A 19,921-nucleotide genomic window follows, 5' to 3' on the forward strand; every position below is an offset into this window, starting at 1 on the left:
CCGGCGGCCCCGGCCACCCGGCCGCTGTCCGCCGACGGCCGACCGCCCGGACACCTGAGCACGCCCCGTCACGGTCGCGGCCGTACCGCGGACCCGACGGTGAACGCTGCGAACCGCGCGCCGGGGGCGCCTCGGCCCCCGGCCCGTCAGCCCTCGGCGGCCGGTTCCGCGAGTCTGCCCGGCGCCCGTTCCGGGGTCTCGTCCAGCGCGGCGAGCCTGGCCACCGCCTCGTCGTCCAGCTTGGACAGCTCCCGCAGCTGTCCCGGCGTGATCCCGTCGGGGATCGGCACCGGGGCCGGGGTCCGCAGCGGCGGCTGCCAGCCCTCGGCGGGTGTCCAGCGCCGTACGACGCGGGCGGGGGCGCCCGCCACCACGGCGTGGTCGGGGACTGTGCCCCGGACCACGGCACCGGCGGCCACGACCACGTTCCGCCCGATCCGCGCGCCGGGCAGGATCACCGCGCCGGTGCCGATCCAGCAGCCGGTGCCGATCTCCACCGGGTCCATCCGCGGCCACTGCTTCCCGATGGGCTGGTGCGGGTCGTCGTAGGAGTGGTTGGTGGAGGTGACGTAGACGTACGGGCCGAAGTAGCAGTCGCTGCCGATGGTGACGGTGGTGTCGGCGATGACATGGCTGCCGCGGCCGAGGACGACCCCGTCGCCGATGCGCAGGATCGGCTCGGGGCCGAGGTCGAGGTCGGGCATGAGGCCGGCGGTCAGCGTGACCTGCTCGCCGATGATGCAGTGGGCGCCGACGTGGATCCAGGGCTCGCCGAAGACCGTGCCGAGCGGGAAGGCGAGCCGGGTGCCCGTGCCCAGCGCGCCGAAGCGGAAGCGCCCGGGGTGCGCGGCGGTGACGGAGCCGGTGCGCTGCACCCAGGCCCAGCCCGCGTGGACGGCCCGCTGGGCGAGGCGGCTCCGCCAGGACGAGAACGTGTTCTTGCGGTGGGGCACCCGCTCACGGTAGTCCGCGCGCACCGCGGCCAGGACGGCACCGTGCTGTGATCTTCACCCCACCGGGTGGCGTACGGTGCCGTACAACACCCGAGCAGGAGGCGAAATGACGCAGAAGGCGCTGATCACGGGCATCGGCGGCAAGGACCCGAAGGTGGACCCCGAGGCCTTCGTGGCACCGACGTCCTCCGTCGTCGGGGACGTGACGCTGCACGCGGGAGCGAGCGTCTGGTACGGCGCGGTGCTGCGCGGCGACGTCGAGCGGATCTCGGTCGGCGCGAGCAGCAACGTCCAGGACAACTGCACGCTCCATGCCGACCCCGGCTTCCCCGTCACCGTCGGCGAGCGCGTCTCCATCGGGCACAACGCCGTGGTGCACGGCGCCACCGTCGAGGACGACTGCCTGATCGGCATGGGCGCCACGGTCCTCAACGGCGCGGTGATCGGCGCCGGTTCACTGGTCGCCGCCCAGGCACTCGTGCCGCAGGGGATGCGCGTGCCGCCGGGGTCGCTGGTGGCGGGGGTGCCGGCGAAGGTGAGGCGGGAGCTGACGGAGGAGGAGCGTCAGGGCGTCACGCTGAACGGCACGATGTACGCGGCGCTGGCCGGGCAGCACCGGGATGCGCTGGGGGAGGTTCTGTAGCACGCCGTGCGCGCGGGGTGGCCGCGGTGGCTCGCGCGGTCCCCCGCCTCCGCGGGGCGCTTCAGTCCCCGGCGGTCGCGGGCTCGGGCTCCGCCTGGGCCCTGCCCGCCCTGCGCTTGACGACCAGCATCGAGGCGACGCCGATCAGGACCGCCACCACCAGGCCCAGCCAGGAGAAGCGCTTGAGCCAGTCCTCCGCGACCACGCCGACGTAGTAGATGACGGCGGTGGTGCCGCCGGCCCAGACGATGCCGCCGAGGACGTTGGCGATCAGGAACTTCCAGTACGGCATCCGCAGCACACCGGCCAGCGGGCCCGCGAAGATGCGCAGCAGGGCGACGAAGCGGCCGAAGAACACGGCCCACATGCCCCACTTCTGGAAGGACCGCTCGGCGGTGGCCACGTGCCCCTCGCTGAAGTGCTTGGGGAACTTCCCGCCCAGCCAGGCCAGCAGGGGCCGGCCGCCCTTGCGGCCGATGGCGTATCCGATGGAGTCGCCGATCACCGCGCCCGCGCTGGCGCAGATGCCGAGGACCAGCGGGTCGATCCCGCCGTGCTGCGACGACAGCAGGGCCGCCGACACCAGGATGATCTCGCCGGGCAACGGGATGCCCAGGCTCTCCAGACCGATGACCAGCGCGACGGCTGCGTAGACGGCCACCGCGGGCACCGTGTCGAGCCATTCCTGGACGTGCAACGCCCCACCCTCCGCTTCGGATACCTGTTCCCGGTGCGCCTCGGTCGAGGCGCACCGGGAAGCGTACCGGGTCGACGCGGCTCAGCTGTTGGGTCGCAGCGTCCATATGACGGTCATCTCACCCGTCACGGCACCGTCCTCGCGCTGGATGGCGACGCTCACCGGGAACTCCGGGCGGCTGCCGGCGTCCAGTTCGGCGACGACGTCGGCGGCGGGGCGGCCGAGCGTGGCGGTGGCGGTCACCGGGCCGAGGGCGATCTTCTTGAAGGCGATCTCCGCGGTGACCGGCAGCGGCACCGCGCGGCTGAGCTGGTCGCCGAAGGCGGCCAGCACGATCGCGCCGCTGGCCGACTCGCCCAGCGTGAACATGGCTCCGGCGTGCGGTCCGCCGACGTGGTTGCGGTACTCGCTCTGGTCCGGGAGGGCCAGGACGGCCTTCTCCGGGGTGGTCTCCAGGTACTCGAGGTTCAGGGTCCTGACCATCGGCACCGTGGCGGCGAGCAACTCGCCGATCGACATCTGGTCTGCGCTCATGGAGGCAGGTTACCCGTGAGTAGCTTCCAGGACCAGGCATCTGTGAAGATCGCCGTATGCTGAGCGCCCATGTGGCCAGGAGAGCAGTCATCCGCCGGCGGACCCGACCCCCGGCAGCCGAACCCGTACCAGCGGCCCGGCTACCGTCAGCCGTCGCCGTACGGCGGGCAGCAGCAGCCCGCCCCCTGGAACACACCGACGGTCGCCTCCGGCGGGCCGGCCGGACCGGGACCCGGCAGCGGCCGTACCAAGGTGGTGGCGATCGTCGCCGCCGCGGTCGTGGCGGTCGCCGCCGCCGTGACCGGGGTCGTCCTGTGGGGCGGCGACGAGGACGCCGAGGCCGGGCCCGGCCCCACCGCGACCTCCCCGGCCGCGTCCCCCGCGGACAACCCGCGCGGTGGGGACGGCTCGCCGAAGGCCACCGTCGAGGGCTGGACCGTCGTGGCCAACCCCGAGCGCGGCCTCGCCTTCGACGTACCGGCCACCTGGGTGCCGCAGGCGCGCGACTGGGTCACCTACGTGTCGGAGGACGACGACCCCCAGGAGAAGCCGCTGGTCGGCATGAAGGCACCCGCCGTCCTGGAGGAGGAGTGGTGCGGGTCGGACGACGACCGGGACGGCTCGGTGGACTACACGCCCCTGGCCAGTGCGGGCACCCGCGGCAACAACGGTGCGCGCAGCACCGAGGAGATAGCCCGCACCGACTCGGCGGCCTGGGTCTACGGCGGTTACACCCAGCCGGACCGGGACAAGGTCGCGACCGGCCCGGTGACGTCCTTCACGACCGCCTCGGGCATCCGGGGCAGCCTCGCCACCTCACGGTCCTCGGGGGTGGCGAAGCAGGACAAGTGCGACGTGAACGGCAAGGCGACCACCTTCGCCTTCACGTCGGCCGACGGCGACCTGGTCTCGTGGTCGTTCTTCGGCGCCGCGGGCGTCGCCGACGAGGTGCCCGACGCCACCGTCCGCAAGATCCTGGCCACCGTCAGGGAGTACACCCCGTCGGACTCCTAGCCCGCCTCGTTTCGGTACGTCCCTGACAAGGGCCGGTGACCGAATCGTGTCCTGGGCGGCATTAGGGTGACTGCTCATGTGGCCAGGACAGCAGCCGCCCGGGGGCGAGCAGAACCCGCAGAACCAGAACAACCCCTACCAGCAGCCGGGGTACCAGCAGCCGAATCCCTACCAGCAGCCCGGCTACCAGCAGCAGCCCGGCGCATACGGGCAGCAGCAGTGGAGTACGCCGCAGCCTCCCACCGCGCCGCAGCCGGCGCCGGGCGGTGGCGGTGGCGGTGGCGGCAACCGGACGAAGCTGGTCGCGATCGTCGCGTCCCTCGCCGTCGTGGTGGCCGCCGGTGTCACCGGGTTCCTGGTGCTCGGCGGTGACAAGGACGACCAGGCGGACGACGGCAAGGACAAGAAGACGTCCGCGAGCCCGACCACGGGCAAGTCCGAGTCCCCCACCGCCGACCCGACCGCTACGGGTTCCGACGACAACCCGCGCGGCGGTGAGGGCGCGAAGGCCACCATCGACGGCTGGAAGGTCGTCGCCAACCCGCGCTTCGGCACCATGTTCGACGTGCCCGCGGACTGGGAGATCGACAGCACCGACACCAGCGTCGGCTTCGAGTGGGAAGAGGACGGCAAGACCGACCGCACCACCGTCACCGCCCCGGCGTACCTCAAGTCCGAGTGGTGCACGACCGACGAGAACAAGGACGGCCGCAAGGAGAGCACCGCCCTCGCCACCGCCGGCACCCGCGGCGAGAGCGGCGCCAAGGACACCGACATGGCGGCCGAGACGCGGGTGCCGTGGTGGATCTACGGCGGTTACACGGAGCCCGACAAGAAGAGCGTCAAGTACGGCAAGCCGAAGGCGTACACGACCGCCTCCGGCGTCAAGGGCAGCGTCATCACCGCCCACTCGGAGGGCACGCCCCAGAAGGGCAAGTGCGACACCGAGGGCAAGGCGATCACCTTCGCGTTCAAGAACGGTGCCGACGATTTCGTCACCTGGAACCTGTACGGCGCCAAGGGCGTCGACGAGGAGATCCCGGAGGCGACGATCCAGAAGATCCTCAGCACCGTGCGCCTCACCGAGGAACCGCCGACCGAGTCCTAGCGCACCCGCACCGCGGGGCTCGCGCGCCGCGGGCCTCGCGCGCCGCGGGGCTCGCGCGCCGCGGGGCTCGCGCGCCGCTCAGCCGATGCCGAACGCCCCTGCGGGCGGCTCCGGCGACGGCACGGCGTCCTCGTCGCGCACCGGCCGGGCGTCGCCGGTGAAGTCCCGCAGCGCGGGCCCGTGCTCGACCCTGGCCGGGAAGGCGTCGGCGGCGGTGCGCCGGGCCAGGACCGCGATGTCCAGCGGCCGGTGCGCGGCGACGAGCACGGCGTTGCCGAAGCGGCGCCCGCGCAGCACCCCCGGTTCGGCGATCAGCGCCAGCTCCTCGAAGAACAGGGCGAATCCGGCCAGTTGGCCGCGCAGGAAGGCGAACGGCGCCCCGTCGGCCAGGTTCGCCACGTAGACACCGTCGGGGCGCAGCACCCGGGCGGCCTCGCGCACGTAGCCCGTGGAGGTCAGGTGCGCGGGCACCCGCGAGCCCCCGAAGACGTCGGCGACCAGTACGTCGGCCGAGTCCGCGGGGGCGCGTTCCAGCCAGGCGCGGGCGTCGTCGCCGTGGGCGGTGACGCCCGCGCCCGGCGGCAGCGGCAGGTGCTCGGCGACCAGGCCGAGCAGCCCGCGGTCCGCCTCCACCACGTCCTGGCGCGAGCCGGGCCGGGTCGCGGCCACGTACCGGGGCAGGGTCAGCGCGCCGCCGCCCAGGTGCAGGACGTCCAGCGCGCGGCCCGGCTCGGCCACCGTGTCCAGGACGTGGCCGAGCCGGCGCGTGTACTCGAACTCCAGGTGCGCCGGCTCGTCCAGGTCGACGTAGGACTGCGGCGCCCCGTCCACGGTGAGCAGCCAGGCCCGTTCCCGGTCGACGTCGGGCATGAGCTTGGCCGTGCCGTGGTCGGTGACGCGGCTGACGGGTATGGCTTCGTTCACCTGCCCATTGTGCCGGTGCCGGGCAGGGCGTTCACCCCACCGCGGTCACGGTCCCCGCCCCCACGGTACGGCCGCCCTCGCGGATCGCGAAGCCGAGTCCCGTCTCCAGCGGCACGTCCCGCCCCAGCTCGACCGTCATGGTGACGGTGTCCCCGGGCCGCGCCACGGCCGGCTCGCCGAGGTCGACGTCACCGACGACGTCCGCGGTCCGCAGGTAGAACTGCGGCCGGTACCCGGTGGTGAGCGGCGTCGACCGGCCACCCTCGCGCGTCGGCAGCACGTACACCCGCGCGGTGAAGCGGCGGGCGGGCACGACGCTGCCGGGCACGGCGACCACGTGTCCCCTGCGCACGGTGTCGCGGGCGACTCCGCGCAGCAGCAGCGCCACGTTGTCCCCGGCCTGCGCCTCCTGCATCGGCTTGCCGAAGGTCTCCAGGCCGGTGACGACCGTCTCGACGGACGCCCCGAGCACCTCGACCCGGTCGCCGACGCGCACGGTGCCGCGCTCGACGGCGCCGGTGACGACGGTGCCGCGGCCGGTGATGGTGAGCACGTTCTCCACCGGCAGCAGGAACGGCGCGTCCAGGTACCGCTCGGGCATGGGCACGTACGTGTCCACGGCGTCGAGCAGCGCATCGACGGACGCCGTCCACCTCGGGTCGCCCGCCAGGGCCTTCAGCCCGGAGACCCGTACGACGGGCACGGCGTCGCCGCCGTAGCCGTGCGCGGTGAGCAGTTCCCGGACCTCCAGCTCGACCAGGTCGGTCAGTTCCTCGTCGCCCGCGTCGGCCTTGTTGAGCGCGACCACGATGTGGTCGACGCCCACCTGCCGGGCGAGCAGCACGTGTTCGGCGGTCTGCGGCATGATCCCGTCCAGCGCCGAGACGACGAGGATCGCCCCGTCCAGCTGGGCGGCGCCGGTGACCATGTTCTTGACGTAGTCGGCGTGCCCGGGCATGTCGACGTGCGCGTAGTGCCGGGTGTCGGTCTCGTACTCGACGTGCGCGATGTTGATGGTGATGCCGCGCGCCGCCTCCTCCGGGGCGCGGTCGATGCGGTCGAACGGCACGAACGTGCCGGTCCCGCGCTCGGCGAGGACCTTGGTGATGGCGGCGGTCAGGGTGGTCTTGCCGTGGTCGACATGGCCCATCGTGCCGATGTTCAGATGCGGTTTGGTGCGGACGTACGCCGTCTTGGACATGGCGGTACCTCGAAGCCTCGTGGCGGTGTGGCGGGGACCCCTGGGGCCGGCCGACCCTCCCCCTGCGGGGTCCGCCGGACGATCCGGGGAGGGTCAGCTTCGGGCGCCGTCGACTGCGGCGGTGAAGTGGGCGACGGCAGCCTTCGGGGCATCCGCGACCGCGGATGCTGCGAGGTGGAAGGCGTACCGGAACATGACGCCGATCATCGCCGACGCCTCGCCGCACGTCGAATGGTTTTCGGGGGCCGGGAGTCCGAGGACCGGGCCGCTCCCGCTACGGGCCGACGGTCCGCAGCGCCTCCCGCACCGACAGCGGCGCGAGGCGGTCCCGGTGCCCGGCCACGAAGGCGCGCACGGCGTCCGGGTCGGTCTTGGCGTACTCGCGCAGGCTCCAGCCGATGGCCTTGCGGACGAAGAAGTCGCCGTGCTCCGACTGACGGGCACAGTAGCCGAAGAGGCGGTCGGTGTCGGTACGTTGCTTGTAGCGCAGCTGGTGCAGGAGCGCCGCGCGGACCAGCCAGCGGTCCGCGTCCTCGATCCAGGCGTCCATGTCGGCCGTGAGGTCCCGGTCGGCGGCGACCAGGCCCCCGACGACGTGCGCGGCGAGCAGGTCGACGGTGTCCCACCAGGGCACCGTGGTGAGCAGGTACCGCACCACCGGCAGGAAATCGGACGAGCAGTACGTCACATACCGGCGCAGGTAGTCGACGGCGAAGTAGTGGTACTCGCGCTCGGGCAACTGCCAGCAGCGCAGCGCGACCGCGGCGCAGTCCGCCTCGCCGGGGCGGGGCACGCCGGACAGGACGGCACGGGACAGGGAGCGGCGAACAGAGGAGGTCAGGCCCAGGAAGGGAGCCACGTCCCGCATGTACGCCCGCTGCCCGACGGCCCGCTCGGGATCGGCCGCGGCGGGGTACTCGGCGGTGAGCCGCCGCAGTACGGTGTCGGCGAGAGCGCTGTGCGGCGGGTCCGGAACCGGCCGGGTTGTGACGCTCATGAGACGCAGCATACGGCGATCACACACATGTGTCGGTTAGTGTCGCCGGATGCTCGATGCCACCACCCGCTCTGGGGGCACCGCCACGGTCAGTCCCCGGACCGCCGCCGCCGAACTCGCCGTCGCCACCGCCGGACCGGCCTCACCGACGGGCCTCACCACCCGTGTGACGAGAGTGCTGCTGTCCCCGTGGTCGCGGCTCTCCCTGCTCGTCGCCCTGCTGGCCTCGGCCGCGACGACGGTGGTGCTGTTCCAGCCGCAGCAGTTGCTGACCAACGGCTGGCCGCCCCAGCTGGGGGGAGCCGCCGCGGCCGTCGCGTACGCGGTGGCGTACGGGTTGTGCACGGTCGCCTTCGTGCCGCGTCCGCTGCTCAACCTGGCGGCCGGTGCCCTGTTCGGCTCTCAGTTGGGGCTGGCCTCCGCGCTGGCCGGGACGGTGCTCGGCGCCGGGATCGCCTTCTGTCTCGGCCGGGTCCTCGGCCAGGAGGCGCTGCGTCCGCTGCTGCGCGGCAAGTGGCTGAAGGCCGCGGACGGGCAGCTGAGCCGGCACGGTTTCCGCTCGATGCTGGCGGCGCGGCTGTTCCCCGGGGTGCCGTTCGCCGCCGCCAACTACTGCGCCGCCGTCTCCCGCATGGGTCTGCTGCCCTTCCTGCTGGCGACGGCGCTCGGTTCGATCCCCAACACCGCCGCCTACGTCGTCGCGGGCGCCCGCGCCTCGACGCCGACCTCTCCCGCCTTCCTGATCGCGCTGGCCTGCATCGCCCTGCCCGGGCTCGCGGGGGCGGTCGTCGCCTGGCGCAAGCGCCACCGGATGCGCGGACACTGACGGCGTCGTCCCGCTGCCACGGCCGCGGTCCCCCCGGGGGCCGCTCCCCCCGTCACCCGGGGTTCATCCGGGGGCGCTACGCTGCCCCTCGGCACGCCAGGTCCCGATCACGCACACGACGGTTCGGCGTGTCCGCCGACCGTTTCTCGATCGCCCCTTGGACTGACGTAACTCCATGTCTTGGTTTGAATCCCTCGTCCTTGGACTCGTCCAGGGGCTGACCGAGTTCCTCCCCGTGTCGTCCAGCGCGCACCTGCGGCTGACCGCTGCGTTCGCCGGCTGGCACGACCCGGGGGCGGCCTTCACGGCGATCACGCAGATCGGCACCGAGGCCGCGGTGCTCATCTACTTCCGCAAGGACATCGGTCGGATCATCTCGGCGTGGACCCGCTCGCTCACCGACAAGGCGATGCGGCACGACCCCGACGCGCGCATGGGCTGGCTGGTGATCGTCGGCTCCATCCCGATCGGCGTGCTCGGCCTGACGCTGAAGGACCAGATCGAGGGCCCCTTCCGCGACCTGCGGATCACCGCCACGATGCTGATCGTCGTCGGCGTCGTCATCGGCGTCGCCGACCGGATGGCCGCCCGCGACGAGCGGGGCGGCCGGCACCGCGCCCCTCAGCAGCGCAAGGAGCTGAAGGACCTGGGTGTGCGGGACGGCCTGATCTACGGTCTGTGCCAGGCGGCGGCCCTCATCCCCGGCGTCTCCCGCTCCGGCGCGACCATCAGCGGTGGCCTCTTCATGGGCTACCGGCGTGAGGCCGCCGCCCGGTACTCGTTCCTGCTGGCGGTCCCGGCGGTGCTGGCGTCCGGCGTCTTCGAGCTTAAGGACGCCATGGAGAGCGACCACGTCTCCTGGGGGCCGACGCTCTTCGCGACGGTCATCGCCTTCGCCACCGGGTACGTGGTCATCGCCTGGTTCATGAAGTGGATCTCCACCAAGAGCTTCATGCCGTTCGTCTGGTACCGCATCGCGCTCGGGATCGCCATCATCGCCCTGGTCGCGGCGGGTGTCCTCAGCCCGCACGCCGCGGAGTCCGCCGGCTGACCGCACGTTTGTGTAGCGGTCCGGTAGCGCAGTGTCAGTGCTTGCCCCTAGGCTTGTCCGCATGTCCCCCGATTACACGACCCCTGGTTCCGTGCGGTCCGCCGCGGAGCTGAACGACCGGATCCGCGCGCTGTGGCGGCGCGCGGGCGGTTCCCTGTCCGCGCAGGAGCGCGTGGAGTACGAGCTGCTGGTGGTCGAGTGGGCGACGGCGATCCGCGGCGAGGTCGTCGAGGCGGCCTGAACGACGGGGGCGGTCCGGACCCGAGCCCGGGCCCGCCCGAGGGCGGCCCGGCCCGGGGCTCCACTCGACACGGAGGCGGCCCGGCCCGGCGCGGGGCCCGCCGTCACAGGGCGGCCCGGTCGGCGCGGATGACGCCCCCGGCCCCGGCCGGGGCCCGCAGCCGCCCCGCCTTCCGGGGGATCACCCCGAGAGGGGTCAGCGCCCGCCGGCGACCCGGAGCACCGTCCCCGTCGTGTACGACGCGTCGGACGACATCAGCCAGGCGATCGCCGCGGCGATCTCCTCCGCGCGGCCCGCACGTCCCATCGGCACCGAAGCCCCCATCCGCGCCGCCCGGCCCGCGTCGCCCGCCGCCGCGTGCATCTCGGTGTCGATCACGCCGGGGGCCACGGCGTTGACCCGGATGCCGTCCGGACCGAGTTCCTTGGCCAGGCCCAGGGTCAGCGCGTCGACGCCCGCCTTGCTCGCCGCGTAGTGCACGTACTCCCCCGGGCTGCCCAGCGTCGCGGCGCCCGACGACACGTTCACGATCACGCCGCTCCGCCGCGGCGTCATCAGTCGTGCCGCCCGCCGGGAGCACAGCAGCACGCCCAGGAGGTTGACGTCGAGGACCCGGCGCAGGTCCGCGGTGTCGCTGTCGGCGAGCCGGCCCAGCGGGCCGGTCACGGCCGCGTTGTTCACCAGGCCCGTCACGGGACCGAGCCGCTCCTCCACCGTGTCGAAGAGCCGCTCGACGTCGGCCTCGACGGACGTGTCCGCCCGCACGGCGACGCCGCGCCCGCCCGCCTCGCGCACCGCCGCGACGACCGTCTCGGCGGCGGCGGCGTCCGCCGCGTAGCCCACGGCGACGTCGTGCCCCTCCGTCGCGAGCCGCAGGCAGGTCGCCGCGCCGATGCCCCGGCTGCCGCCGGTGACCACCGTGATGGGTCGGTTCATGAGCACCTCCATTTTGATCGATCATCGATCATCTTAGGAGGAGTGCCGCGCGCTGCCCAGGCCGCGGTGTGATCAACTGAATTCGCCGTCGTCACGGACGCACACTGGACAGATCACCGGGTAGGGAGGCGCCCATGAAGACGCTCGACCATTGGCTCGCCTCCTCGTGGCGGCGCTCGGTCCTCGCCGTGCTCGCCGGGGCCCTGCCCGTGCTCGCCTTCCCGGGCCCGGCCCTGTGGTGGTGGGCCTGGTTCGCACTGGTGCCCTGGATCCTGCTGGCCCGCACCGCCCGGCGCGGGAAGCGGGCGGCGTACGACGGGTGGTGCGGCGGGTTCGGGTTCGTGCTGGCCATGCACCACTGGCTGCTGCCGAACCTGCACGTGTTCACCTTCGTCATCGCCGCGCTGCTCGGCGCCCTGTGGGTCCCGTGGGGCTGGCTGGTGCGCCGGATGCTGGGCGGGGCGCCGTCCGCCGGCCGGGTCGCGGCGGCCCTGGTGGTACTGCCCTCGGGCTGGCTGCTGGCCGAGCTGGTCCGTTCCTGGCAGGGACTCGGCGGCCCCTGGGGCATGCTCGGCGCCTCCCAGTGGCAGGTGGCTCCGGCGCTGCGGCTCGCCTCGGTGGGCGGGGTGTGGCTGCTCAGCTTCCTGGTGGTGGCCGTCAACGTCGCCGTCACGGTCCTCGTGGCCGTGCGGCGGGCGAGGGTGCCGGCCCTGGCCGGGCTGGTCGCCACCGCCGCGGCCGCCTCGGCGGCCTGGGTCTGGTCGCCGCGCCCCGACACCGGCGAGCGGGTCGCGATCGCCGCGGTGCAGCCGGGCATCGTCGCCGGGGCGGACAGTGCGGACCGGCGGTTCGACCGCGAGGAGCAGCTGACCCGGCGGCTGGCGGGCCGGGACCTCGACCTGATCGTCTGGGGCGAGAGCAGTGTCGGCTACGACCTCGACGACCGGCCGGACTTCGCCCGGCGGCTCGCGGCCCTGTCCCGGGAGACGGGCGCGGACATCCTGGTCAACGTGGACGCCCGGCGCTCCGACAGACCCGGCATCTACAAGAGTTCGGTGCTCGTCGGGGCGGCGGGACCGACCGGCGATCGGTACGACAAGATGCGGCTCGTCCCCTTCGGCGAGTACGTGCCGTTCCGCTCGATGCTCGGCTGGGCCACCTCGGTCGGCAAGGCGGCCGGCGAGGACCGCAGGCGGGGCACCGAGCAGGTGGTGATGGACGTCGGCGACCGCCTGCGGATCGGGCCGATGGTCTGCTTCGAGAGCGCGTTCCCCGACATGAGCCGCAGTCTGGTCGCCGACGGTGCCCAGGTGCTGGTCGCCCAGTCCTCGACCTCGACCTTCCAGCACACCTGGGCGCCCGAGCAGCACGCCTCGCTCGCCGCGCTGCGCGCCGCCGAGACCGGCCGTCCCATGGTGCACGCGACACTGACCGGTGTCTCCGCCGTCTACGGCGCGGACGGTGAGCGGATCGGCTCCTGGCTCGGCACCGGCGCGAGCGCCTCCCGGGTCTACGAGATCCCGCTGGCCCGGGGCACCACGCCGTACGTCCGCTACGGCGACTGGACGGTGTACGCGGCGCTGCTGACCCTGGGGGTCTGGGGCGCCGCGGAGGGCGTGCGGACGGTGCGGCTCAGGCGGAGCGGGGCGGCACGACGGCCCGGACCACCCGCTCGCACAGCTCATGGGTCTCCAGCGCGTCCCGGGCGCTGAGCACCTCGCCCGAGCGCACCGCGTCGAGGAAGGCGAGCACCGCCTGCTCGATGCCGCGCTGGCGGGCCACGGGCACCCAGTCGCCCCGCCGCCGCACGGTCGGCTGGCCCTTGTGGTCGATCACCTCGGCGAGGTTGACCACCTGGCGCTTGGTGTCCTGGCCGGAGACCTCCAGGATCTCCTCCGTCGAGCCGCTGAGCCGGTTCATCACGCCGAGCGCGGTGAAGCCGTCCCCGGCGAGCTGCAGCACGACGTGGTGGAGCAGGCCGCCCTCCGCGCGGGCGCGCACCGTCACGTCGTCGACCGGTCCGGGCACCAGGAACCTCAGGGTGTCGACGACGTGGATGAAGTCGTCGAGGATCATCGTGCGCGGGTCCTCGGGCAGGCCGGTGCGGTTCTTCTGCATGAGGATCAGCTCGCGCGGGTGCTCGGCGCACTGCGCGTACCCCGGGGCGTGGCGCCGGTTGAAGCCGACGGCGAGGCTGGTGCGCCGCTCCTCGGCGAGGACGACCAGGCGCTCGGAGTCGGCGAGTTCGTAGGCGAGGGGCTTGTCGACGTAGGTGGGCACGCCGGCTTTTAGCAGCCGGGTCACGATCTCGGGGTGGACGGACGTCGGCGCGTGCACGAAGGCGGCGTCGAGGCCCTGGGCGAGGAGCGCGTCGAGGTCGGCGTGGCGCTGCCGCGACGGGACGCGCAGCTTGTCCGCGACCCGGGTGAGGGTGGCGGGGGTGCGGGTCTGCAGGTGCAGTTCGATCCCGGGGAGGGCGGCGAGCACCGGCAGGTAGGCCTTCTGCGCGATGTCGCCGAGTCCGATGCAGCCGACCTTCACGGGATGTGCTCCTCTAACGCTCGCCGACCTGGGTCCGCCGGGAAGCATACGGGGGCTGCGGGGGCCGCCAGTCGGCGATGCCGTCGAAGCCGCGCAGGAACAGTGCAGGTCCGGCCTTGGAGAGGGCGAGGAGGGCGGCGTCGCGGACCGCGATGCCGGTGCGGCTGCCCATCATGTTGAGGCGGGCCACCCTGACGGCCTGGCGGGCGACGGCGGTGGTGCGGGGCAGCCGGGCGGCCGTGTAGGCGGCGAGGTCCTGGCTGTGGTGGGCCAGCACCACCGCGTCCTCGATGGCCTGGTTGCCGCCCTGGCCGAGGGTCGGCGGCATGGCGTGCGCGGCGTCTCCGAGCAGGACGGCCCTGCCCAGGTGGTAGGAGGGCAGCGGCTCGGCGATGTGGTGCACGTCGTGGCGCAGGACGTCCTCGGGGCGGGCGGCGGCGAGGACAGCGGGGATCGGATCGTGCCAGTCGCCGTAGCGGTGCAGCAGTTCGGCCCTCTCGTCGGCCGCGTGTCCGCCGGCCGGGGTGACGGCGGCGGCGTAGGCGTAGACCCGGCCGTCCTTGAGCGGATGCGTGCCCCAGAGGCGGCCCGGGCCCCAGGTCTCGTGGGAGGCGAACTCGACGCCCGGGACGGGGATCACGACCCGCCAGGTGGTGAAGCCGGAGTAGACGGTGCCGGGGTGCCGCGGGAACAGCGTGCGGCGTACGGCGGAGTGGATGCCGTCGGCCCCGACGACCAGGTCGGCCTCCAGTTCGCCGTCCGGGAGGCGGACCCTGGCCGGCCGGTCGCGGTCGCCGGGGTCGGTGAGCACGGCGTCGGCGGCCGTGCGGACCGCCTCCGGCGGCAGCAGCGCGGCGAGGCGCTCGACGAGGGTGGACCGGTGGAGCAGTACCAGCGGGCCGCCGAAGCGTGCTTCGGCGGCTTCGGCACTGGACCGGGAGAGCCACCGCCCGCCGGGGGTGCGCAGTCCCCCGTCGCCCTGCCAGGCGGCGAGGGCGCGGATCTCGTCGCCGAGTCCGATCACGTCCAGGGCGCGCAGGGCGTTGGGCGACAGCGAGATGGCCGCACCGACCGGCCGGAGCGAGGGGGCGCGCTCCAGGACGGTGACCCGCAGGCCGCTCAGGTGCAGGGCGGCCGCCGCGGTGAGTCCGCCGATGCCGCCGCCTATCACGACGGCCGTCCTCGTCCGTGTCATGACTCTCCTCCACGCTCGGCTCACTACAGCTGTAGTAGGGCTCACCGCCGACTGTACTACAGCCGTAGTGAGCCGGGTAGATTGAGCTCCATGTCCTCTCCTGCCGCACCCTCCGGATCATCGTCCGGCGCCTCCCGCGCCGACCGGGTCGCCGACGCCGCGCTGACGCTGCTGGCCGAGCGCGGGATGCGCGGGCTCACCCACCGGGCGGTCGACGAGACGGCCGGACTCCCCCAGGGCTCCACGTCCAATGTCGCCCGGACCCGGCAGGCGCTGCTGGAGCGGGCGGTGCGGCGGCTGGCCGACCGGGAGGCGAGGGTGCTCGCGCTGCACGAGATGCCGGACCCGCGGGCCGGTCTCGACGCGCTGGCCGACGCGCTGGCACTGGCGACCCACCGGGCGCTGACCCGCAACCGCGCGCTGACACGGGCCCGGTACGAACTGGCCCTGGAGGCCACCCGCCGCCCGGAGCTGCGGGCGCACTTCGACGCGGCGGGTGCCCGCTTCCGGGAGCAACTGGGCGCCCTCGTCACGGCGATGGGCTCGACCGACCCGGCCCGGCACGTGCTCTCGCTGGTCGCCTGGGCGGACGGGTTGATGTTCAGCTGCGTGGCCGGGACCTTCCACGCCGAGGTGCCGAGCCTCAAGGACGTGCGGTCGGGGCTGCGGGAACTTCTCGACGGCATGCTGGGCGGCCCGCGGCGCGACCTGCCGGCGGGCTGAAATCCCCTGGTGGCAACGGCCGGTCCGGGCGAGGATGCCGCCATGACGACCGAACGCAGCGAACCCCCCGTCGACGCCGGCGAACGCGCCATGCTGGAGGGCTGGCTCGAGTACCACCGGCAGACCCTCGCCTGGAAGTGCGAGGGACTGACCGACGAACAGTTGAGGACGGCGGCCGTGGCGCCCTCGGCGTTGACCCTGATGGGACTCGTCCGGCACATGGCGGAGGTGGAGCGCAGCTGGTACCGCAGGGTGCTGGCGGCCGAGGACGCGGGCCCGATCTACTCCTCCGGCGAGGAAACGGAGGGCGAGTTCCGGTTCACCGAGGCGGACACCTTCGCCGAGGCCCACGCCACCTGGCAGGCCGAGATCGAGGCGGCCCGCCGCAACGCGGCCGGCGTCCCGCTGGGCGAGACGTCCCAGGGCAGGCACCTGCGTACCGGCAAGCGCTCGACCCTGCGCTGGATCCACACCCACATGATCGAGGAGTACGCGCGTCACAACGGGCACGCGGACCTGATCCGCGAGCGTCTGGACGGAGCCACGGGCGACTGACGTCACCTCCCGTCGGCGCCGGGCCTCCGTACGGGGCCGGAGATCACCCGTGCGGGGCAACCTCCGCTTGTCCGGCTCCGGTTGCGGTGCCGGAGGCAGCAGAGTGGCGCGGGTGCATCGAACGACGACCACCGCAACGCTCCTGCTGACCGTGACCGTCTCGGCCCTGACCGGCTGTACGACGGTCGGCGGCCCGGCCGTGGACGCCCCCTCCGGGACCGGCGCCCGCTCGTCCGCGCCGCGCCCGGACGGCCCGGCCGTGCCCCGGGTCGTCCAGGCCCCGGCCCGGGAGGCGCTGGAGATGATCGGCCCGTCCCCCAGCGCGGAGCGGGCCGCCGGCGCACCCCGCCGCTCGAAGCCGCCGGCCGCCTCGACCGGGCCGCACGACCCGCCCGCGGCCCGTGCTCCCGGCCGGCGGCCCGTCCGCCCGGCGCCGCCCGAGCACACCCGCGCCCCCGGCACGAACCGGCCCCGGCCCCGGGTGCCCGACCTGCCCGGCACCTCCGGCGCCGGCGGCGGGAAGGCCGACGTGTGCTCCCTCGGCAAGCAGTACGGCGGTTGGCACCCGGACAGCCCCGAGTCCCGCATCTGCGAGCAGACGTACGGGCACTGAGGCCGGGCGGCGCCCGCCGGGGGCCGCCCGGCGTCACGGCCGCTGCCGCGGCGGTCGGCCCCGCCCCTCGGAGCCGTCGGGCCGACCGGGGCCTGCCAGGCGCAGCTCCAGCCGGTCGATCGAGGCCCGCACACCCTCTCTGTAGCGGCCGGGAGCGAGGGACTCGGCCGCCGCGCGGGCGCGCCGCAGGTGCAGACGGGCCGCCTCGCGGTGACCGAGCCGGTCGTAGTCGGCGGCCACGTGCAGGTGGAGCGACGGGGAGAGGGCGCGGGCGGCGGGCGTGTTCTCGTGCCGGTCGGCCAGGCGGTCCTCGGTCAGCTCCTCGGCGGACGACAACGCCCGCAGGTCCCAGGCCAGTTGCTCCTGCGGGTCGTCCTGGGCGGCGGCGAGGTAGTGGGCCAGCGTGCAGCGGTGCAGTGGGTCGCCGCCCTCGCCGATCTCCGCCCAGAGCCCGAGGAAGCGGTGCCGGGCCTCCTCGCGGTCACCCGCGTGGTGCAGCATGGCGACCTGACCGATCCGCGTCAGCACGGCGTCCGGCGCCGCCTGCTCCTGTCCCTTCGCCACCGCATCCTCCGTGCCCTCGTCGGCTGTCCCGACGACGCTAACCGCACGCACCCGCGTTCCCGGTCAGGCGGCACCGGGGAGCGCGGGGCCGGACGCCGGCTGACCGGCCCGGAGGACCCGGTCAGCCCAGGTTCGGGACGGTCCAGTCGATCGGCTCGTGGCCCTGCGCCGCGACCGCCTCGTTGATCTGCGTGAAGGGGCGGGACCCGAAGAACTTCTTCGCCGACAGCGGTGAGGGATGGGCACCCTTGACCACGACGTGCCGCGTCTCGTCGATCAGCGGCAGCTTCTTCTGCGCGTAGTTCCCCCAGAGCACGAACACCGCCGGGTCGGTCCGCTCGGCGACCGCGCGGATCACCGCGTCGGTGAACAGCTCCCAGCCGCGGGACTTGTGCGAGTTCGCCTCGCCGGCCCGGACCGTGAGCACCGCGTTCAGCAGCAGGACGCCCTGCTTCGCCCACGGCATCAGATAGCCGTTGTCCGGGACCGGGGTGCCCAGCTCCGCGTGCATCTCCTTGTAGATGTTCCGCAGGGACGGCGGGACCTTCACGCCGGGCCGGACGGAGAAGCACAGCCCGTGCCCCTGGCCCTCGCCGTGGTACGGGTCCTGGCCGAGGACCAGCACCTTCACCTGGTCGAAGGGCGTGGCGTCCAGCGCGGCGAAGACCTCTTCGCGCGGCGGGTAGACGGGGCCGCTCGCCCGCTCCTCCTCGACGAACTCCATCAGCTCCTTGAAGTAGGGCTGCTGCAGCTCGCCGCCCAGTACCTCGCGCCAGGACTCGGGCAGGATGGCGATGTCGGTCACGTCAACTTCCTTACGCTGTGCGGTCGCTTCCGGTGCCCAGAAACCTACCGCCGACCACTGACAACGGTGACGCCGGCCGGTGCCCGTCGAGGGCCGCCACGCGATCGCCGACGCGTCCGCCGGCCCGCCTGCCGATCCCTCCGCCGGATCGTCTACCAGCTCGTCTTCCGGTGGAGCTGCCACATCATCATGATCGTGGACGGGTCCAGGGCCTGCTCGGCGCCGGAGATGTCCGTGCTGGCGGCGAGGTACTGCTTGCCCTGCCACAGCGGCAGCAGCCGCGCGTCGTCCACCATGATCTGCTGGGCCCGCTCGAACTCCTTCTCCACGTTGGCGCGGTCGCTCTCCCGGCGTGAGCGCGGCAGCAGCTCGCCGGTGATCTCCGGTGTGAGGTAGGGCGTCCCGAGCGCGTTCTGCTCGCCGACGAAGGGGGCGATGAAGTTCTCCCCGTCCGGGAAGTCCGGGGACCAGCCGCGCCCGAACACCGGGTACTCGCCCTTCTGGTACCCGGCGACGTAGGTCTTCCACGGGCGGCTCTCGAGGGTGACCTCGAACAGGCCGGAGGCTTCGAGCTGCCGCTTGATCTCCTTGAACTCCGACGCCGTCTCGGAGCCGTAGCGGTCGGTGGTGTACCAGAGGGTGAGCGGGACCGGCTCGGTGATGCCGGCGTCCTTGAGCATCTCGCGGGCCTTGGGGACGCTGGGGTCGCCGTAGTCGTCGAAGAAGCCGGTGGTGTGGCCGGTGAGGCCCTTGGGGACCATCGAGTACAGCGGATCGACGGTGTCCTGGTAGACCTTGTGCGCGATCACCGCCCGGTCGACCGTCTGGGCGACGGCCTGGCGCACCTCCTTGCGCCCCGCCCACGGGTCCTCGGGGTTGAAGACCAGGTAGCTGATCTCCGTACCGCTGCCCTCGACCAGCTGGAGGTTCTTCTCCTTGCCCTCCTTGCCCTGGAGGGTGATGACGTCGTCGGCGGCGAGACCGCGGTAGGTGACCTGGATGTCGCCGTCGCGCAGCGCCTTCACCATGCCGGCGGAGTCCTTGAAGTAGCGGATCGTCACCGCCTTGTTGTGCCGTTCGGCGAAGCCCTCGTAGCGGTCGTTGCGCAGCAGTTCGGCCCGCTCGCCGTCCTCGTACGACTCGAGGGTGTACGGGCCGGAGCCCACGACGCCGCCGCCCTCGCGCAGGGCGTCGGCGGGGTAGGCGCCGGGGTCGACGATCGACATGGCGGGCGTGGCGAGCACGAACGGGAAGGTGGCGTCCGGCTTGTTGAGGTGGAAGACCACCTCGCGCTCGCTCGGCGCCTGGACCCGCTCCAGGCTGCCGAGCAGGCCGGCCGGACCACCGTTGACGTTGATGTCCTTGATCCGGTCGATCGAGAACTTGACGGCCTGGGCGTCGAGGGGGTCGCCGTTGGAGAAGGTCAGGCCCTCGCGCAGCTCGCAGCGGTACACCTGGCTCGCCGTGTCGGTGAACGCGCACTGCTCGGCGGCGTCGGGCTGGGGCGCGGTGGCACCGCTGGGGTAGCTGAGCAGCGTCTGGTAGATGTTCCGGAACAGCTCCCAGGAGCCGTCCCACGAAGCGGCCGGGTCCAGGGTGCTGGGGGCGCTGGTCGTCCCGACGACGATCGGCCCCTCGTCCTCCGGACTGTCGGACGACAGGATGCCGCATCCGGTGACCAACGACGATATGGACACGATGGCCGCGACCCGCCGCAGGCCCCGCTTCCGGTTGAACACGCGCACGCTCCTCGATCCGCCGTACCAAGGGTCGGCAGACCATACCGCAGCGCCACGCCCC

At 73.4% G+C, this 19,921-nt stretch carries 22 protein-coding genes; 10 read left to right on the forward strand and 12 right to left on the reverse strand.

Translation table 11 applies throughout. The annotated features are described in order from the left end of the window. Positions 1 to 146: 146 nt before the first annotated feature. Positions 147 to 953 (reverse strand): acyltransferase, encoded by an 807-nt coding sequence (locus EV562_RS13260; RefSeq protein ID WP_133886982.1) that lies wholly within the window; start codon positions 951 to 953, stop codon positions 147 to 149. Between the two features lie 106 nt (positions 954 to 1,059). On the opposite strand from EV562_RS13260, the gene EV562_RS13265 reads away from it, so the two are divergent. Next, positions 1,060 to 1,596 (forward strand): gamma carbonic anhydrase family protein, encoded by a 537-nt coding sequence (locus EV562_RS13265; protein WP_133886983.1) that lies wholly within the window; start codon positions 1,060 to 1,062, stop codon positions 1,594 to 1,596. A gap of 61 nt (positions 1,597 to 1,657) precedes the next feature. Here the strand turns inward: EV562_RS13265 and EV562_RS13270 are convergent, their stop codons facing one another. Both EV562_RS13270 and EV562_RS13275 read right to left on the reverse strand, forming a co-directional pair. After that, positions 1,658 to 2,293 carry a DedA family protein gene (locus EV562_RS13270; protein ID WP_133886984.1) on the reverse strand — a complete coding sequence of 212 codons (636 nt, stop codon included), beginning with the start codon at positions 2,291 to 2,293 and terminating at the stop codon, positions 1,658 to 1,660. Between the two features lie 81 nt (positions 2,294 to 2,374). Next, complete coding sequence (locus EV562_RS13275; protein WP_115741022.1) at positions 2,375 to 2,812, reverse strand: DUF4442 domain-containing protein; 438 nt, start codon at positions 2,810 to 2,812, stop codon at positions 2,375 to 2,377. Between the two features lie 84 nt (positions 2,813 to 2,896). Here EV562_RS13275 and EV562_RS13280 point away from each other — a divergent pair, with 84 nt between their 5' ends. Together EV562_RS13280 and EV562_RS13285 are read left to right on the forward strand one after the other, a co-directional pair. Continuing rightward, on the forward strand, positions 2,897 to 3,841 hold the full coding sequence (locus tag EV562_RS13280; protein WP_133886985.1) for a hypothetical protein: 945 nt from the start codon (positions 2,897 to 2,899) through the stop codon (positions 3,839 to 3,841). A gap of 76 nt (positions 3,842 to 3,917) precedes the next feature. Next, on the forward strand, positions 3,918 to 4,949 hold the full coding sequence (locus tag EV562_RS13285; protein ID WP_133886986.1) for a hypothetical protein: 1,032 nt from the start codon (positions 3,918 to 3,920) through the stop codon (positions 4,947 to 4,949). Between the two features lie 78 nt (positions 4,950 to 5,027). Here EV562_RS13285 and EV562_RS13290 read toward each other — a convergent pair whose 3' ends face one another. From EV562_RS13290 to EV562_RS13300, 3 genes are all read right to left on the reverse strand, one after another. After that, positions 5,028 to 5,873: a fused MFS/spermidine synthase gene (locus EV562_RS13290; RefSeq protein WP_133886987.1), complete on the reverse strand. Its 846-nt coding sequence runs from the start codon at positions 5,871 to 5,873 to the stop codon at positions 5,028 to 5,030. Between the two features lie 31 nt (positions 5,874 to 5,904). Continuing rightward, positions 5,905 to 7,074 carry an elongation factor Tu gene (gene tuf, locus EV562_RS13295; protein WP_133886988.1) on the reverse strand — a complete coding sequence of 390 codons (1,170 nt, stop codon included), beginning with the start codon at positions 7,072 to 7,074 and terminating at the stop codon, positions 5,905 to 5,907. Between the two features lie 274 nt (positions 7,075 to 7,348). Continuing rightward, positions 7,349 to 8,071 (reverse strand): DNA alkylation repair protein, encoded by a 723-nt coding sequence (locus EV562_RS13300; protein WP_133886989.1) that lies wholly within the window; start codon positions 8,069 to 8,071, stop codon positions 7,349 to 7,351. Positions 8,072 to 8,120: 49 nt separating this feature from the next. Here EV562_RS13300 and EV562_RS13305 point away from each other — a divergent pair, with 49 nt between their 5' ends. From EV562_RS13305 to EV562_RS13315, 3 genes are all read left to right on the forward strand, one after another. Then, on the forward strand, positions 8,121 to 8,897 hold the full coding sequence (locus EV562_RS13305; RefSeq protein WP_133886990.1) for a TVP38/TMEM64 family protein: 777 nt from the start codon (positions 8,121 to 8,123) through the stop codon (positions 8,895 to 8,897). A gap of 175 nt (positions 8,898 to 9,072) precedes the next feature. Continuing rightward, positions 9,073 to 9,948, forward strand: a complete 876-nt coding sequence (locus EV562_RS13310) for an undecaprenyl-diphosphate phosphatase (protein ID WP_133886991.1) — start codon at positions 9,073 to 9,075, stop codon at positions 9,946 to 9,948. A 61-nt stretch (positions 9,949 to 10,009) separates the two neighbouring features. Continuing rightward, positions 10,010 to 10,189, forward strand: a complete 180-nt coding sequence (locus EV562_RS13315; RefSeq protein ID WP_133886992.1) for a hypothetical protein — start codon at positions 10,010 to 10,012, stop codon at positions 10,187 to 10,189. 195 nt (positions 10,190 to 10,384) lie between these two features. Here the strand turns inward: EV562_RS13315 and EV562_RS13320 are convergent, their stop codons facing one another. Next, positions 10,385 to 11,125: an SDR family oxidoreductase gene (locus tag EV562_RS13320; RefSeq protein ID WP_133886993.1), complete on the reverse strand. Its 741-nt coding sequence runs from the start codon at positions 11,123 to 11,125 to the stop codon at positions 10,385 to 10,387. A gap of 134 nt (positions 11,126 to 11,259) precedes the next feature. On the opposite strand from EV562_RS13320, the gene lnt reads away from it, so the two are divergent. After that, positions 11,260 to 12,837 (forward strand): apolipoprotein N-acyltransferase, encoded by a 1,578-nt coding sequence (gene lnt, locus EV562_RS13325; protein WP_133886994.1) that lies wholly within the window; start codon positions 11,260 to 11,262, stop codon positions 12,835 to 12,837. On the opposite strand, the gene EV562_RS13330 is transcribed toward lnt, so the two are convergent. Together EV562_RS13330 and EV562_RS13335 are read right to left on the reverse strand one after the other, a co-directional pair. After that, complete coding sequence (locus EV562_RS13330) at positions 12,758 to 13,666, reverse strand: Gfo/Idh/MocA family oxidoreductase (protein ID WP_133886995.1); 909 nt, start codon at positions 13,664 to 13,666, stop codon at positions 12,758 to 12,760. The genes lnt and EV562_RS13330 overlap by 80 nt on opposite strands. Positions 13,667 to 13,679: 13 nt before the next feature. Beyond that, entirely contained in the window at positions 13,680 to 14,861 is a 1,182-nt protein-coding gene (locus EV562_RS13335; RefSeq protein ID WP_133886996.1) for an FAD-dependent monooxygenase, read from the reverse strand. A gap of 90 nt (positions 14,862 to 14,951) precedes the next feature. On the opposite strand from EV562_RS13335, the gene EV562_RS13340 reads away from it, so the two are divergent. From EV562_RS13340 to EV562_RS13350, 3 genes are all read left to right on the forward strand, one after another. Continuing rightward, positions 14,952 to 15,584, forward strand: coding sequence for a TetR/AcrR family transcriptional regulator (locus EV562_RS13340; protein WP_133886997.1), 633 nt, complete (start codon positions 14,952 to 14,954; stop codon positions 15,582 to 15,584). A gap of 42 nt (positions 15,585 to 15,626) precedes the next feature. Beyond that, positions 15,627 to 16,139: a DinB family protein gene (locus tag EV562_RS13345; protein WP_133886998.1), complete on the forward strand. Its 513-nt coding sequence runs from the start codon at positions 15,627 to 15,629 to the stop codon at positions 16,137 to 16,139. Positions 16,140 to 16,251: 112 nt separating this feature from the next. Beyond that, positions 16,252 to 16,752 (forward strand): hypothetical protein, encoded by a 501-nt coding sequence (locus EV562_RS13350; RefSeq protein ID WP_347877072.1) that lies wholly within the window; start codon positions 16,252 to 16,254, stop codon positions 16,750 to 16,752. Between the two features lie 33 nt (positions 16,753 to 16,785). On the opposite strand, the gene EV562_RS13355 is transcribed toward EV562_RS13350, so the two are convergent. The 3 genes from EV562_RS13355 to EV562_RS13365 all read right to left on the reverse strand — a co-directional run bounded on the left by EV562_RS13355 (position 16,786) and on the right by EV562_RS13365 (position 19,860). Further along, positions 16,786 to 17,316, reverse strand: a complete 531-nt coding sequence (locus tag EV562_RS13355) for a hypothetical protein (protein ID WP_133887000.1) — start codon at positions 17,314 to 17,316, stop codon at positions 16,786 to 16,788. A 121-nt stretch (positions 17,317 to 17,437) separates the two neighbouring features. Next, positions 17,438 to 18,121 carry a uracil-DNA glycosylase gene (gene ung / locus EV562_RS13360; protein WP_133887001.1) on the reverse strand — a complete coding sequence of 228 codons (684 nt, stop codon included), beginning with the start codon at positions 18,119 to 18,121 and terminating at the stop codon, positions 17,438 to 17,440. Positions 18,122 to 18,273: 152 nt separating this feature from the next. After that, on the reverse strand, positions 18,274 to 19,860 hold the full coding sequence (locus EV562_RS13365) for an ABC transporter substrate-binding protein (protein WP_166661747.1): 1,587 nt from the start codon (positions 19,858 to 19,860) through the stop codon (positions 18,274 to 18,276). Positions 19,861 to 19,921: the final 61 nt, after the last annotated feature.

Origin of the sequence: Streptomyces sp. BK208 (assembly GCF_004364245.1) — a bacterium.
Classification (GTDB): domain Bacteria; phylum Actinomycetota; class Actinomycetes; order Streptomycetales; family Streptomycetaceae; genus Streptomyces.